The organism is Orlajensenia flava, from assembly GCF_004801905.1.
GTDB lineage: Bacteria > Actinomycetota > Actinomycetes > Actinomycetales > Microbacteriaceae > Orlajensenia > Orlajensenia flava.
Genome location: NZ_SSSN01000005.1, coordinates 347,035 through 362,398, shown reverse-complemented (window position 1 = coordinate 362,398; position 15,364 = coordinate 347,035). Strand labels below are relative to the sequence as shown.

Genomic DNA, 15,364 nt, shown 5'->3' with positions numbered 1-15,364 from the left:
GCGACCGGGCGTGGCTCCATCCTGCCTCGAACGCGCGATCCATCCCCCCGAGGCGCGCTGACCACCATGCTCGGCGGTCGCCAGCTCGACGGTCGCCAGCCCTTCCCACGACGGGGGCGCCATCCGTAGGCTCCAAGAGGACCCACGATCGCGCCGGAGGTACCTCATGTCAGCTTCCCCGGATGCTTCGGCATCGCACACCACGCCTCAGGACGCCGCACCCGCGACATCCGTCGGCCTCGACACGGTCGATGCCTGGTGGCGCGCAGCCAACTACCTCACCGTCGGCCAGATCTACCTGCTCGACAACCCGCTGCTCGCACGCCCGCTCGCGGCCGATCAGATCAAGCCGCGGCTGCTCGGCCACTGGGGCACCTCGCCGGCGCTCAGTCTCATCTACGCTCACCTCAACAAGGTGATCGTCGAGCGCGGCACGCCCACCCTCTACGTCTGCGGCCCGGGTCACGGCGGCCCGGCGATGGTCGCCAACACGTGGCTCGAGGGCACCTACTCGGAGCTGTTCCCCGACATCACGCGCGACGGAGCCGGCATGCAGCGCCTGTTCCGGCAGTTCTCCTTTCCCGGGGGCATTCCCTCGCACGCCGCGCCCGAGACGCCCGGCTCGATCAACGAGGGCGGCGAGCTCGGTTACTCACTCATGCACGCCTTCGGGGCGGCGTTCGACAACCCCCACCTCGTGGTCGCCTGCGTCATCGGCGATGGCGAGGCCGAGACGGGGCCGCTCGCGGCGAGCTGGCGCGGGCACGCCTTCCTCGACCCGGCGACGGATGGCGCCGTGCTGCCCATCCTCAACCTCAACGGCTACAAGATCGCCGGCCCGACGCTGCTCGCCCGCATCCCCGAGGAGGAGCTGGTTCAGTTCTTCCGGGGACAGGGCTACGAGCCGCTGCTCGTCACCGGCGGGTTCGACGGGGAGGATCCGATGCGCGTGCACGAGCGCATGGCCGCGGCCGTCGGCGAGGCCTACGACCGGATCGCGGAGATCCAGCGCGCTGCCCGCGCGAGCGACCTGCCGACGGATGCCGCGGCGCCGCAGACCCCGGACGTGACGGCGGGTGGAGCAGGCTCGGACCCGAGTGCCGACGCCGATCCGACGTGGCCGCTCATCGTCCTGCGCACGCCCAAGGGATGGACCGGCCCGCGCTTCGTCGACGGGGTGCCGGTCGAGGGCACCTTCCGCGCTCACCAGGTTCCTCTCGCGGAGGTCCGCGACAACCCCGAGCACCTCGCCCTGCTCGATACCTGGCTGCGCAGCTATCACGCCGAGGAACTCTTCGACGACGAGGGCAGACCCGTCGAGTCGCTCGCGGCGCTCCAACCGCCGGCTCGGACGCGGATGAGCGCGAGCACGCACGCGAACGACGGCGTACGTTCGGCACTCGTCCTGCCGCCCATCGAGGACCAGGCGGTCGATGTGCCGGACTCGCGCTGGGTCGAGGGCGAATCCACGCGGGTGTTCGGCCGATGGCTGCGCGACGTCATGATCGCCAATCCCGACGACTTCCGCCTGTTCGGCCCCGACGAGGTCGCGTCCAACCGGCTCGACGCGGTGTTCGAGGTCACTCCCCGCGTGTGGGCGGAATCGCTCGTGGACGGCGATGTGCACCTCGGCAGGAACGGCCGTGTCGTCGAAGCGCTCAGCGAGCACCTCATGCAGGGCATGCTCGAGGGTTACCTGCTCACGGGCAGGCACGGACTCATCACGTCCTACGAGGCCTTCGTGCACATCGTCGACTCGATGTTCAACCAGTTCGCCAAGTGGATCGAGTCCGCGTCCCACGTGCCGTGGCGAGGGCCGATCTCCTCGCTCACCTACCTGCTCTCCTCGCACGTGTGGCGTCAGGACCACAACGGCTTCTCGCACCAGGACCCGGGATTTCTCAACATCGTGGTCAACAAGAAGGCGGCGGTCGTGCGCGTCTACCTTCCGCCGGACGCCAACACCCTGCTCGTCACGATGGAGCACTGCTTCCAGACCGTCGACCACGTCAACGTCGTGGTGGCCGGCAAGCAGCCGCAGCCGCAGTGGCTGAGCATCGAGGAGGCACGGCGTCACGGCGAGGCGGGCCTCGGCATCTGGGAATGGGCCGGCAGCGAGGACGATCCAGGCCTCGATCCCGACGTCGTCATCGCAGCCGCAGGCGATGTGCCGACCCTGGAGGCGATGGCCGCAGCGCAACTGCTGCGGGAGCGCATCCCCGGCTTGCGCATCCGCTTCGTCAACGTCGTCGACCTCATGCGCCTGCAGGACGCCAAGGAACACCCGCACGGGCTGACCTCTGACGCGTTCGACGCGGTGTTCACGACAGATCGGCCCGTCGTGTTCGCTTTCCACGGATATCCGGCACTGATCCACCAGCTGACCTACCGGCGAACCAACCACGGCAACATCCACGTGCGCGGGTTCAAGGAGATGGGCACGACCACGACGCCGTTCGACATGGTGCACCTGAACGACCTGGATCGCTACCGGCTGGCCCTCGACGTGCTGCACCGCGTTCCCGGCCTGGCATCGGCGGAGGGGATGCCGGAACTCGCCGAGGAATGGAGGCGCGCGCGGGAGGATGCCCGGGAGCACGCTTACCGCTATGGCGAAGACCCCGACTGGATCACCGACTGGGAGTTCCACGGCTGATCCGGGCCGAACGATCGAAAGGGCCCCGCAGGAGGTGCGGGGCCCTTTCAGTCATCCGCTCGGGGTTGGCCGGATCCCTCAATCATGGCCACCGGATGACTCGGGCGTCGAGGGCCTTGGCCCGACGCTATTGAGTACTTCGGAGCCCCCGTTCGGGTGGATTGGAGGATTTCTCGCGACGACCCTCAACCGGCCATCGGAACAGCTCGTCCACTCACGGTCACACCACCGGATGCCGGCACGTCGACGGTCAACTCGCTCGGCCGGTCGACATGCCTTCCCTGCCGGATGAGCACGCGTGCTGGTGGCTCGACGAGTGCGAGCTCACGCAGGTAGCCGCCGAGCGACGCCCCCGCGGATCCTGTCGCCGGGTCCTCCGTGATGCGACCGACGGGAAAGAGGTTGCGCGTCTCGAACAGGCTGAAGCGCCCTCGATCGGGACCGCTGTCGTCGGAGTCAGACCCGCTGTCGAGCGCGCGCACGACCGTGACGGTTCCCGACCAGCCGTTGTCGTCCATCATGCGGCGGATGACGGCGGGGTCGAAGGTGAAGCCGTCGAAGTCCTCCGCATCCGTTATCGCGAGCACCGGATGCCAGTTGCCTGCGAAGGCGACCTTCGGTGGGCGATCGTCGAGCTGGGCGGTCGTGAGCCCGAGCGCCGTCAACAGCTGGTCGAGCACGCCGGGCGGGAAGTCGGCGACGGCGGGCTCGACGCTCGTGAACGACGCGGTGAAGGCGCCGTCGGCATCCGTCACCGTGGTGATGCGGATCTCACCGACACGCGTCGCGAAACGCTTCTCTCCGGACCCTTCCCGCTCGGCGAGTGCGACCGCGGCGGCGATCGTGGCATGACCGCAGAAAGGCACCTCTGAAATCGGCGAGAAGTACCGCACGATTCGCGCTCCGTCCCGCTCGCCCGTCACGAAGGCAGTCTCGGAGAAGTCGACCTCGGCGGCGATGCGCTGCATCTGCTCGTCGTCGAGATGTGTCGCATCGAGGACTACCCCGGCGGGGTTTCCTCCGTCGGGGTCAGCGGTGAAGGCGGCGTAACGGAGGATGTCGGGGGTCACCCTTCGATGGTCGCCCACCGCACCGACATCCTCAAGGTGCGGCTACAGCTCGACGCCTTCGCCGAAGCGACCGCGGGCCTCCAACGGAATCAGGGGCGTGTGGGCGCGAGCGCGGATCTGCTGCACGGCCCACGAGTTGCCGTCGGGGTCCGAGAAGCCGAAGAACGTTCCGCCGTCGCGTTCGTCGAACGCCATCAGCTCGGAGCATTCCACTCCCCGGCCCACGAGCTCCTCGCGGGCGGCGGCGGCATCCGCGACCACCAGCTGAACTCCCTTGAGCGATCCCGGCGCCATCTCGTTCTGCGATGGCATGGTGCCGATGACGATCGAGCATCCCGAGCCGTGCGGCGTGAACTGAACGACGTGCATGTGCTCGTTGGTCGTGTCGTGGTCGAGGGCGAAGCCGACCTGGTCGCGGTAGAACGCGATGGATGCCGCCAGATCGCTGACGGGGACGATGACGACCTCGAGGGTCCAGTCCATGGTGTTGCTCCTTGTCTTGTTCACTGCTGGCTCTTGTTCATTGCCGGTCGAGTAGCGCAGACGCGCAGCGGCTCCGCGTATCGAGACCCTCGCACGCGCGACCGCGGGTTTCGATACGCCCGCTCCTTCGTCACGGCCTACTCAACCAGCAACAGCGCCGGTCGAGTAGCGCAGACGCGTAGCGGCTCCGCGTATCGAGACCCTCGCACCTGCGACCGGGTTTCGATACGCCTGCTCCTTCGTCACGGGCTACTCAACCAGCACTGCTGCCGGTCGAGTAGCGCAGACGCGCCAGCGGCTCCGCGTATCGAGACCCTCGCACCACAACTCAGCGGGCGAGCAGCTCCTCGAGCCGGTCGTACCCCTCACTCATGCCCGTCTCCATGCCCGACTGAACCATGCCGTCGCGGGCTTCCAGCGTCGGATAGGTGGCGTGCCCACTGAGCCGGGTGCGACCGTCGCCGAGATCCTCGAAGCGGATCGTTTCGATCGAGACCACGTCGGGAAAGCCCTCGAACTCGAAGGTCTGCACGGCGAACTCGTTCTCACGCACCACGTGGAACACGCCGCGGAAGCGGTAATGCTCGTCGCCGCGCGAGTGGACGTAGCTGTACGAGCCTCCGGTGGTGAAGTCGTACTCCTCGACCTCCATCTCGAGGCCGCGCGGGCCGAGCCAGTGCTTGATGAGCTCGGGGTCCCCGTGCGCCGCGAAGACCGCTGCGACGGGGTGGTCGAATTCGCGCACGAACTCGACGTACTGGGCTCCCTCCGGCGCGGTGACGGTGAGGGCGTTGGTGGTGGTGCTCATTTCTCTACCTCTTCTTCCGATTCTGATGCGGCCGGATGCTCCAGCCCGGGTGATGCGCCGGCGCCGAGGAGGGCGTCGAGCGTGCGGTACCGCTGTTCGCGAACGAGACGGTAGCGATCGATCCAACTGGTCATCCGTTCCAGCCCGGCAGCGTCAAGGTGCACGGGCCGGCGTTGCGCGTCGCGCGTGCGGGTGACGAGACCCGCCTGCTCGAGCACTTGGATGTGCTTGGAGACGGCCTGCAGGCTGATGGTGAACGGCTCGGCGAGTTCGTTCACCGTCGCCGCGTCACGGCTGAGACGGGCGACGATACGACGACGGATCGGGTCCGACAGCGCCATGAACGCACGGTCGAGCAGTTCGTCGTCATCCGTCTCATCATTCATACTCAACCGATCGCTTGTTCAATGTCTACATTGAATACCATAGCTCGCATCGGCTTCGGCGGCAAGGGTGGATCCGCTGCCACAGTGGCGGGACGACGGAGAACAGCCGTACCAGGCCACGTCTGCGGGCGCTCGACGTCGTGGATGCGTTCGTCTACGCCGTCTCGCTCGTCGTCCAGGTCAGGTCGACGCTTCTGCGCGGCATTCGGGAGGGTAAGCCGTGGCGGCGTGTCCTGTGCGGCGCGGCCCCCCCTCCGGCTCGTGCTTCCCGCAGCACGATCCTGGTGCTGGAGGCGACCGCGCGCTGATCTTCCGGCGACGTGCACCTCGGCAACTTCTGCAGGTGACGTCTCGTCATCGTCCTCATGCTGGCGCGCGCCGGCGTGCGAAGGATCGTCGCGCGGGAACCTCAGCGCGACGATCCTTCGTGAAGAACTCAGTCAATGGTGGAAGAGCGAACCCAGGTCGATCACGCGAGCCTTGCCGCCGGTGAGGAGCACGTAGGCCGACCCGGCCGGAGTCACCAGGACGGTCGCGCTCATCGCCTTCGCGAGGTTGAGCCGCTCCCACGAGCCGGCGCTGGTGCCCGACCGGTCGAGCGGGTAGCCCGATGCGATCTCCGTCTGGGCCAGGACGCTGGTGCGCTGCGCTTCGGTGAGCCGGGGGAAGGTCGTCAGGAGCAGGTTCGAGGCGCCATCAGGAACCGACGCGGGAGCGCCCTTGTTGCCCGTCTGCGCGAACCCGTAGGTCATCCGCTCGCTGTACACCGCGACTGCGCTCTGGCGACCCGAGACGATCTGGGCGCTTCCGCCGGGCATCTTCTGGCCTTCGTACGGGTTGGACGTATACGGCTTCTGGTGTGCGATCGCCCAGTCGAGGTCGTGACCGGTGGTCTTCTGGAAGTAGGCGAGCAGTTCGGCACGAGCGGGCTGGAGCACCTCGTCGCGGAATTGCGCGTCTGACCAGCGTGCGGCCAGCGCGGCCTCGCCGTCGATGCGGCCGCCCATGATGTCGAGCGGATAGTGCACGCCCAGGACGATGCGACTGTTTCCGGCCTCGGAGGCGCGCGCCAAGATCTCGGGCGCCAACTCGGGGAGCAGCGTGGCGAGGGTGATGCCCGCCTCGTAGGCGGTTGTCGTGTGACCGCTCGGGAACGACCCGCCGAGGCAGATGCCGGCCGACGCGTATCCGGCGTCGAGGCTCACGTCGTTCGGTGAGAACTGGTGCGTCGTGTCGACGACGGGTGCGACGCGGGTGATGAGCAGGTTTCCCTGCGCATCGGCCCACGAGGTGCCCACCCGGATGGCCTGCTGCGACGAGGCGTTGGCGATGGCCGGCACACATCCGGCCGCATCTCCGGCGACCGGTGACGCGGCGGGGTCGCTCGGCAGGTAGGGGCGGGGGTGGCTGTAGGCCGCCTTGGCTGCTCCCGTCGAGACGTAGGCGCCCGTGCTGCCCGTCGAGCTGTTGATGAGGGCGCTCGTCAACGGCAGTGCACCGGAGTTGCGCCCCTTCACGTAGAGGCTGCTCAACTGAGAACCGAGTCCGGTTGAGACCGTCAACGACTGGTCGTACGCCGTCGATGTGGCGTTCTGGTACTCCGAGTCCTGGATGGCGAGGAACTTCTCCGCGCTCGTGGCGTGCTGGTTGATCCACACGGTGAGGGCGTCGTCACGCTGGACTGTCGCGGCATCGTCGACCGTTCCGTGCAGGTCATTGAGCCCGCTCGGTGTCCAGTAGCTCGAATAGCCGGAGAGGAGGGGAACGATGTCGGGGCGCGTCGTATCGCTGGGGTAGGGAGCAGCAGCGACAGCTGCGATGGGCACCGACATCAGGATGACGGTCGCGAGAGCGACGCCGCCGATGAGACGCGCGCGGGATGAGGCCGAGGAAGTCCGAGAACGGGTCACCCGACGAGGCTACGAGCGCATCGTGTACTGCGGGCGAACCGCACACCACCGTCTGATGAATCAGAACGGCCAGACCAGCGGCACGATGACCAGGGCGACCGCCAGGTAGAACAGCATCAGCGGAAGCCCGAGCTTCCAGTAGTCGCCGAAGCGAAGGCCGGACGGTGCCTGCACCATCAGGTTCGCGGGCGTCGCGACCGGCGTGAGGAGGGCGGCCGCACTGACCACCGCGACGGCCATGATGAACGGCAGAGGCGAGAGCGAGAGTTCACCCGCAACGGAAACGGCGATCGGCAGCAGGATGAGAGCTGTGGCGGTGTTGCTGATCAGCTGTCCGAACACGAGTGCGACCACGCACAGGGCGGCGAGGATGGCGAGCGGCCCGAGCCCGCCGACCAGGTCGACCAGCCCCTGCGCGATGAGGTCTGCGGTGCCTGTCTGCGTGATCGCCGTCGACAGCGGGATCATCCCGGCTACGAGCAGCAGGGTGGTCCACGAGATGGAGCGGTGGGCCCGCTCCACCGGCACGACGCGGGAGAGGACCATGGCGACCGCGGCGACGAGACCGGCGACGGCAGGCGGCACGATTCCGGTCGCCAGCGCGATCACCATGGCGACCAGGATGCCGAGAGCCGTCCAGGCCCGCCATCCCAGCGGGGCGGCCTGCCGGCGGACCGCATCGGGGTCGTCCACCACCACCACCGCCGGGTCGGGCAGCCGGGTCTCGAGCGCGTCCCACCGTCCGCGCAGCAGGAGGAGGTCTCCCGCGCGCAGTGACACGTCGCCTTCCAGCTCCTCTCCGTCCCGTTTGATAGCGAGGATCACCAAGTCGCCACTGTCGGTGAGCATGCCGGGGAACACGTGCTCGTCGATGAACGCCGACCGGGGAGGCACCATCACCTCGGCGACGCCGTCCTCCGCCTCGATGACGGGACGGCCGCCGCCCTCGATGCTCGGATAGTCGCGGAGCAGGACACCGGCCTGCGCGCTGAGGTCGCGTGGCAGGGTGGCCGGCGTGCGCTCGGGCACGAGGCGGTGGCCGAAGAACACGACGATGACGATCGATCCGATCACGAGCGGGATGCCGGCGACCGCGAAGGAGAAGAATCCGAACGGACCGCCACCTGCTTCGGCGGCGAACTCGGAGGCGAGCACGTTGACGGGGCTTCCGGTGAGCGTGAGCAGCGCGCCGCTGTGCGCCCCGAAGGCCAGCGGCAGCAGCAGTCGCGACGGTGTGATGGCGCTGCGTGCGGCAATGACGACCACCACCGGCAGGAGCGCTGCGACGGCGCCGTTGACACTGATGAGGGCCGAGAGGATGCCGACGACCAGCATGACCAATGCCGTGAGCGCACGCGGCGAGCCGCCTCGTCGAACCAGCTGCTGACCCGTCCACGATGTGAGACCAGAGGAGTCGAGCCCCTCGGCCACGACGAAGAGTGCGGCGATGAGGATTACGGCGGGATCGGCGAACCCGGCGAAGGCCTGCGGGAGGTCGATGATGCGCGTGGCGAGCAGCGCGAGCGAGACCCCGATGGCCACGATTCCCGTGGGAACCCGGCCGCTGATGAACGCGATCACGGCGAGCGCCAGGATCAGAAGCGTCACGCCGGAGTCGGTCACAGGGGCGAGCGTAGCCAGCTGCACGCCGCGTGACCAGTGATCTCCCCCGAATGGGTATGGAGAATCGCCCCCCGCTCGGCCAGACTGACGGTACTCGGCGCACGCGCGCCCGGAGAGAGAGTCGCGATGTCCGCCCCCACAGCCGCGCCACGCACGTCATGGCTCCCCCTCATCGTCGTGGTCCTGACGCAGATCCAGGCCTCGTTCGCGGTCAACGCGCTGACGGTGTCGATGGCCGGCATCACGCACGACCTCGACACTCCGGCCACCTCGGTCGGAACGGCGATCACCGCGGGCACGTTCGCGATGGCGGCGTTCATCCTGCTCGGCGCCAAGGTGGGCGCACGGTTCGGCACGCGGAGAGTGTTCCAGATCGCGCTCGTCATCCACGGGGTGGCGATGGCCGGGGTGATGCTCGCGGTCAGCCCGGGCATGCTGTTCGTGGCGCAGGCTGCATCCGGTGCCGTCATCGCCCTCATCGCACCCGCCCTGACCGTGTTCATCGCCACGAACTACTCCGGCAAGCAGCAGGCGACCGCCATCGGCCTGCTAGCGGCCGCGATTCCCGCCGCCGGTGTGCTGGCGCTCCTCATCGCCGGCACGTTCGCGACGACGATCGGATGGCGCTACTCCTTCGCACTGGTCGTCGCTCTCGCCGTCATCAACCTGCTGCTCAGCTTCCGGCTCACGAAGGTCGCCGCACAGTCGGCGCTGGCCATCGACTGGACGGGCGCCATCATCGCGGCGGTCTCGATCATCCTGTTGAGCTTCGGGTTCAGCGGGCTGGCCCCCTGGGGTGTTCTCCTGGCGACGGATGGCGCGCCGTTCGACATCCTCGGCGTCTCGCCCGCGCCCATCCTGGTCCTGCTCGGCCTCGTCGGCGGACAAATCTTCTTCATGTGGATCCGGCGACGCCAGCGCGAGAAGAGACCGCGCATCTTCGACCTGCGCGTGCTGCGTTCCGGGTCCGAGCGGGCGATCGTGGCATGCATGGCCATCATGCTGTTCGTGGGGACGGCGGCGAACTTCCTGCTCCCCCTCTACATGCAGGTGGTGCAGGGCCTCACCGGCATCGAGACGAGCTTCTCGATCATCCCGTACACCCTGTCGATCTTCCTGGCCTCCACGTTCGTCGCGACGCTGTACTCGCGGTTCGCGCCGAAGCAGATCGCGATCGTCGGCTTCGTCGTGGTCGCCGCGGCCCTCACGCTGTTGACGTTCACCATCCGGGGCGAGTGGGGCCAGTTCTTCATCGTCGTCGGACTCATCCTGCTGGGCCTCGGCCAGGGCTCCATCGTCGCGCTGGTGTTCAACACTCTGCTCTCCTCGGCGCCCAAGGAACTCGCGGGAGATGTCGGAGCCTGGCGGGGCCTGGTGCACAACCTCTCCGGCAGCGTCGGCATCGCGGTCATCTCGGTGTTCGCGATCGGGGTTCTCGGCACCCTGCTGCTCGGATCGGCCAAGGACAGCCCGGTCATCACCGAGCAGCTCATCGCCGAGGTCAACTTCGACAACGCGAACTTCATCACCAACAGCCACCTGAAAGACGTGCTGAGTGCGACGAGTGCAACACCGGCGCAGGTCGACAAGGCCGTGCGCATCAACGAGGAGGCGCGCCTGCACGCCCTCCAGATCGCGCTGCTCGTGCTCGCGGGTCTTTCCGTATTGGCGATCGTGCCGGCGACGCGGATGCCTGGTCGCCTGCGCGACGAGCTGCCCGAGAAGCTGGAACCCGACGACAACGACGCGATCGACGACACCGATGCTGACGACGAACTCATCCCCCGAGGAGGACGCGCATGACCCGCAGCCCCGAGAAGCTCATCCCGGCGGACTTCACCGCCATCCCCTCCCGCGCCTGGGTCGACGGCCTCCGACTCACGGCGCTCGACGAACTCGACGAGTCGGCGGGCGCGCTCGGCATCACGATCGCGGCATCCGGAGACCTGCCCGCCGGCGTTCCGCTCGACCGCGCCGCCCTCGACCGCGCAGGGTTCGCGGGATCGGTCGGCCAGACCCTGGTGCTGCCGCAACCGAGCGGCCCCCTCCTCGTGCTCGTGGGAACCGGCGACGAGACGGATGCGCCCGCGCTCCGCAACGCGGGAGCCAGCTTCGCGCGGGCGGCGGTACGAGCAGCGCACATCGGCCTGCGGGTCACGCTCGACGTCGGGGACGTCGAGCACGCGGCTCAGGCCATCACCGAGGGCGTCATCCTCGCGCGCTACGCGTTCGTGCCGCTCAAGACGGTGTCATCGTCCCCCGCCCTCGAGGCATTCGACCTCGATGTCGGGGATCGTGCGGCAGCCGGGGCCGGCATGGAACGCGCCCGCGTGGCTGCTCGCGCGACGGTGATCACCCGCGACCTCGCCAACACCCCTCCCGGACACCTCACCGCGAGCGACCTGGCCGACATCGCCGTCGAGCTCGGCCCCGACCTGGGCTTCGAGGTCGAGTCCTTCGACAAGGAGGCGCTCATCGAGCTCGGGTGCGGCGGCCTCCTCGGAGTCAATGCCGGAAGCGTCGAGGAGCCGCGCATGATCGTGCTGCGCTACGCGGGCGATGGTGGTCCCTCGCTAGCGATGGTGGGGAAGGGCATCATGTACGACTCCGGCGGCATCAGCCTCAAGCCGTCGGACCCGATGCATCTGCTGATGAAGATGGACATGGGTGGTGCCGCAGCGGTGCTCGGCGCCTTCACGGCGCTGCGCGACACCGGCGTTACGGCATCCGTCTCCGCGTGGCTCATGTGTACCGACAACATGCCCTCGGGCTCTGCCTACAAGCTCGGCGACGTGCTCACCGCGCGCGGCGGTAAGACGGTCGAGGTCAAGAACACGGATGCCGAGGGCCGGCTGGCCATGATGGACGGGCTCGCGCTCGCGGCCGAGGAGAAGCCGGACGCGATCGTCGACATCGCGACCCTGACCGGTGCCGCCCTGATGGCCCTCGGCCAGCTGCGAGCCGCCCTGTTCGGCAACGACCAGGCCCTCCTCGACCAGGTGAAGAGCGCGTCCGAGACGACCGACGAGCAGGTCTGGCAGCTCCCCCTCGAGCGTGCATATCGCAAGCAGCTCGACTCCGACGTTGCCGACATCTCCAACCTCGGCGGTCGGTTCGCGGGCTCGACCACGGCAGCCCTCTTCCTCGAGGAGTTCGTTGCCGGCATCCCGTGGGCGCATGTCGACATCGCCGGAACGATGCAGGCGGATTCCCCCGACCGCTGGCTCACCGCCGGTGCCACCGGGTACGGCGCGCGCCTGCTGCTGGCGCTCGCGCAGTCGTTCACGGTGCCCGCGACAGCGGCGGACGCCTAGCGGGTGGACGCGCCCGAGCATCCCAGCGACTCGACGGAGCGATTGCCCGACTCGGGTGCCCGGCCACGCCGCTTCTCGATCGCCGACGGGATCTTCTCGGAGTCGGCGATCTACGGCATCCTGCTCGTGTCTGCCCTGATCGTCGTCACGGGACGAGGGCAGGACGGATGGCAGGTCCTGCTTCGGGTGGCGGCGACGGTGGTGATCTTCTGGGTCGCGCATGTGTTCGCCAACCTGCTCTCCTCGATCGGCCGGAGCGACGACTTCCGGCCCACGACGGCCCTGGCGCACGGCATCAGCGAGACCTCGGGCATGCTGCTCGCTGCCTTGGTTCCCTTGGTGATCATCCTTCTCGGAGCCCTTCGAGTGGTCAGCAACAACAGCGCGGAGTGGGCCGCGCTGTGGGTGAACGTGACGCTGCTGGCGGTGCTCGCCTACATCGGCCTGACCCGGCGTGGTTCGCGGATGTGGGTGCGGTGGGCGGCGGCCGCGGGTGCGGCCCTCCTCGGGATCCTGATCGTCGTACTGAAGGCCTCCGTCCACTGACTCGAGGGTTCGTCCACTACGCGGCGGCGACGAGCGGCTACGCCTCGCCCATCATCAGGCCCTCGATGGAGTGCTTCTGGGAGATGGGGGTCAACTCGTCCACGACGGGGCAGACGAGGTGCGCCTTCACGCGATCCGGCAGCGAGTCGTAGAAGCCCCGGGTCACCGCCATGTCGTGGTGCTCCGCGTTCCCGGCACCGGGGGAGTCCACCCCGAGGACGAGCACGGGTCGAGACTTGTCGGACTCGTTGGCGGTTCCGCGGTGCAGCGTGAGGGCGGAGCGGGCTGAGATGTCGCCGCGCCGCGGGTACTTGCGCACGGCGAGGGCCTCGAATCGGGAGTACAACGCCTTGTCGGGGAACATCTCGTGCTCGAAGCCCTCCGGCAGGTCCCACTGCGTCGTCGGAGCGATCTCGAACGGACCCATGTTCTCCTCGGTGTCGACCGCCGTCGCGTTGAACGCGAGCGAGGTCAGCCGGCCGGCGCTGCGCGTCTCGTCGGGCATCGGGAAATCGCGGTGCCACGGCTGGTTCTTCGCGCCAGGACCGGGCACGTCGAAGCCGAGTTCGACGATCTGGTAGTTCGGGCCGAGGACGGCCTCGCACACACCCCTCACCCACGGATGGTCGACGAGCTCGAGCCACCCGCGCATCTGCTCGGGGTGCATCTCGACGTAATAGCGCTTCGGCCCGCGTCCGACCGCGCCGTCCGGGCGGGAACGCGCCTCCTCGAAGGCGACCTCGATGTCCTCTCGCATCGCGTCGGCCCATTCGGCGCTGAAAGCCGCCTTCCGGCCGATGATGCCGTCGGTGTACAGCGTGGCGACCGCCTCGGCGATGTCGGGATCGGTCCCGATGGTCGACGGGGTCATCGGGTGCGCGCGTGAAACGGTGTCGGTCATCTGCTGCTCCTCATCGAACACCGGCGCGCGGGCCGCCGGCATGCCGAGCCTACGCTCACGTCAGCGCCATCCGCACGTATCGCGGGCACCTCGTGACAGACTCGACACCATGAGAATCGCGGTCACCGGCGGCAGTGGAAAGCTCGGGCGCACCGTCGTGCGCATCCTCGGGGAACACGGCCACCACGTGCACAACCTCGACCAGCACGGCGAGCGCAGCGCCGCCTTCACACGCGTCGACCTCACCGACTACGGCCAGGTCATCGACGCGCTCGCGGGCATCGACGACCGCCATGACGGCGTGGATGCCATCGTGCACCTGGCCGCCATTCCCGCTCCCGGCATGGCGAGCGACGCAGCGACCTTCCACAACAACATGCTCGCCACCTACAACGTGTTCCAGGCCGCGAAGCGGCTGGACATCCGTCGCATCGTCTACGCCTCGAGCGAGACGGTGCTGGGGCTGCCGTTCGACGTTCCGCCGCCGTACATCCCCGTCGACGAGGACTACCCGGCGCGGCCGGAGTCGACGTACTCTCTCGTGAAGCACCTCGAGGAGACGATGGCGATCGAGCTGGTGCGGCGAGACCCCCAACTGTCGATCACAGCGCTGCGCTTCTCCAACGTGATGGACCCCGCCGACTATGCCGAGTTCCCGTCCTTCGACGCGGACGCGCGCTCCCGCAAATGGAACCTCTGGGGCTACATCGATGCCCGCGACGGCGCCCAGGCGATCGAGCGCGCGCTCGAGAACGCCGCACCCGGCTTCGATCGCTTCATCATCGCCGCGGCCGACACCGTCATGGCACGACCGAACGCCGAGCTCGTGGCGGAGGTGTTCCCGGATGTCCCGCTGCGCGGCGAGCTGGGCGTCAACGACACGCTGCTCTCGATCGACAAGGCGCGCCGGGTGCTCGGCTACGAACCGGAGCACTCCTGGCGCGACGAGGCGTGAGCGGTCGGGGCGGTTGAGCGCCGGCGCCGCGCTCAGTCGGACGCGGTGACGAACCGGCGCAGCACGTCCGCCGTCGTGCGTGCCGCTGGCACCAGCTGGCCGGCCGATCGGGCGTAGACCGCCGCCGATCGGCGGTAGGGGTCGATCACGTCGTCATCCTCGGGCCGCGTGGGGGGAGCGACGCGACCGCGCATGCCGCCGACAGCTACGGCCAAGGCCGCGTCGCCGACATCCGTTCCCGCTGCTTCGCCCTTGAGGCCGCCAGAGAGCCGGGCGAACTCGCGCAGGGTGAACGTACGGCGCAGCGCCAGCGGGTCGAGCTCGACGATGCGCCGACGGTGCTCGCGCGTGAGGCCGAGAATGAGGTCCGCCTCCGCGATGAGTTCGCGCGTCAGCTGGCGAGCGCGATGCGCCGCGGCGCCCTCGAGGCCGAGACCGGTCGCGACGGAGCGCATCCGTTCCGTCATCGGTTCCCCGACGAGCGCGTGCGTTCCCGCGCTGAGCACCGTGACCTGCGGATGCTCGCGCAGCTCGGAGGCGAGAACCAGTTGCGCAAGCGGCGACCGGCAGACGTTGCCGGTGCACACGGCGAGAACACGCATCGACACCTCCGCACCCGCGGCGGGAACCGCCTGTTCGCACCGGCTGTCAGTCTCGCACAGGCCCGCAGGAGCGCCGCCGCGCCCCGGGAGGAACTTCTTCAGCCGATCGG

At 68.5% G+C, this 15,364-nt stretch carries 13 protein-coding genes; 5 read left to right on the top strand and 8 right to left on the bottom strand.

What is annotated here, in order from left to right; genetic code table 11:
- Positions 1 to 166 precede the first annotated feature (166 nt).
- The gene (locus E6C70_RS09500) at positions 167 to 2,656 is read left to right on the top strand and encodes a phosphoketolase family protein (RefSeq protein ID WP_136424284.1); all 2,490 of its coding nucleotides are present in this window, start codon (positions 167 to 169) and stop codon (positions 2,654 to 2,656) included.
- A 185-nt stretch (positions 2,657 to 2,841) separates the two neighbouring features.
- Here E6C70_RS09500 and E6C70_RS09495 read toward each other — a convergent pair whose 3' ends face one another.
- The 6 genes from E6C70_RS09495 to E6C70_RS09470 all read right to left on the bottom strand — a co-directional run bounded on the left by E6C70_RS09495 (position 2,842) and on the right by E6C70_RS09470 (position 8,960).
- Positions 2,842 to 3,726, bottom strand: coding sequence for a PhzF family phenazine biosynthesis protein (locus E6C70_RS09495; protein WP_136424283.1), 885 nt, complete (start codon positions 3,724 to 3,726; stop codon positions 2,842 to 2,844).
- 42 nt (positions 3,727 to 3,768) lie between these two features.
- Entirely contained in the window at positions 3,769 to 4,209 is a 441-nt protein-coding gene (locus tag E6C70_RS09490; protein ID WP_136424282.1) for a VOC family protein, read from the bottom strand.
- Between the two features lie 328 nt (positions 4,210 to 4,537).
- The gene (locus E6C70_RS09485; RefSeq protein WP_136424281.1) at positions 4,538 to 5,017 is read right to left on the bottom strand and encodes an SRPBCC family protein; all 480 of its coding nucleotides are present in this window, start codon (positions 5,015 to 5,017) and stop codon (positions 4,538 to 4,540) included.
- Positions 5,014 to 5,403, bottom strand: a complete 390-nt coding sequence (locus tag E6C70_RS09480; RefSeq protein WP_136424406.1) for an ArsR/SmtB family transcription factor — start codon at positions 5,401 to 5,403, stop codon at positions 5,014 to 5,016. The genes E6C70_RS09485 and E6C70_RS09480 overlap by 4 nt, the downstream gene beginning before the upstream one ends.
- 440 nt (positions 5,404 to 5,843) lie before the next feature.
- Positions 5,844 to 7,313: a phosphatase PAP2 family protein gene (locus E6C70_RS09475; protein ID WP_207670085.1), complete on the bottom strand. Its 1,470-nt coding sequence runs from the start codon at positions 7,311 to 7,313 to the stop codon at positions 5,844 to 5,846.
- Between the two features lie 60 nt (positions 7,314 to 7,373).
- Positions 7,374 to 8,960 carry an SLC13 family permease gene (locus E6C70_RS09470; protein ID WP_268895951.1) on the bottom strand — a complete coding sequence of 529 codons (1,587 nt, stop codon included), beginning with the start codon at positions 8,958 to 8,960 and terminating at the stop codon, positions 7,374 to 7,376.
- Between the two features lie 102 nt (positions 8,961 to 9,062).
- Between E6C70_RS09470 and E6C70_RS09465 the strand changes: the two genes are divergently transcribed.
- The 3 genes from E6C70_RS09465 to E6C70_RS09455 are packed head-to-tail and all read left to right on the top strand — an operon-like array spanning position 9,063 to position 12,796.
- Positions 9,063 to 10,739, top strand: a complete 1,677-nt coding sequence (locus E6C70_RS09465; protein WP_136424280.1) for an MFS transporter — start codon at positions 9,063 to 9,065, stop codon at positions 10,737 to 10,739.
- A complete protein-coding gene (locus E6C70_RS09460) occupies positions 10,736 to 12,250 on the top strand; it encodes a leucyl aminopeptidase family protein (protein WP_136424279.1) in 1,515 nt (504 codons plus the stop codon). Before E6C70_RS09465 ends, E6C70_RS09460 begins: the two co-directional genes overlap by 4 nt.
- 3 nt (positions 12,251 to 12,253) lie before the next feature.
- The gene (locus E6C70_RS09455; protein ID WP_136424278.1) at positions 12,254 to 12,796 is read left to right on the top strand and encodes a hypothetical protein; all 543 of its coding nucleotides are present in this window, start codon (positions 12,254 to 12,256) and stop codon (positions 12,794 to 12,796) included.
- Between the two features lie 37 nt (positions 12,797 to 12,833).
- Here the strand turns inward: E6C70_RS09455 and E6C70_RS09450 are convergent, their stop codons facing one another.
- Positions 12,834 to 13,697 carry a phytanoyl-CoA dioxygenase family protein gene (locus tag E6C70_RS09450; protein WP_207670084.1) on the bottom strand — a complete coding sequence of 288 codons (864 nt, stop codon included), beginning with the start codon at positions 13,695 to 13,697 and terminating at the stop codon, positions 12,834 to 12,836.
- Between the two features lie 109 nt (positions 13,698 to 13,806).
- Here E6C70_RS09450 and E6C70_RS09445 point away from each other — a divergent pair, with 109 nt between their 5' ends.
- Complete coding sequence (locus tag E6C70_RS09445; RefSeq protein WP_136424277.1) at positions 13,807 to 14,652, top strand: NAD-dependent epimerase/dehydratase family protein; 846 nt, start codon at positions 13,807 to 13,809, stop codon at positions 14,650 to 14,652.
- Positions 14,653 to 14,684: 32 nt separating this feature from the next.
- Here the strand turns inward: E6C70_RS09445 and E6C70_RS09440 are convergent, their stop codons facing one another.
- Positions 14,685 to 15,254, bottom strand: a complete 570-nt coding sequence (locus E6C70_RS09440; RefSeq protein WP_136424276.1) for an arsenate reductase/protein-tyrosine-phosphatase family protein — start codon at positions 15,252 to 15,254, stop codon at positions 14,685 to 14,687.
- Between the last annotated feature and the right edge of the window lie 110 nt (positions 15,255 to 15,364).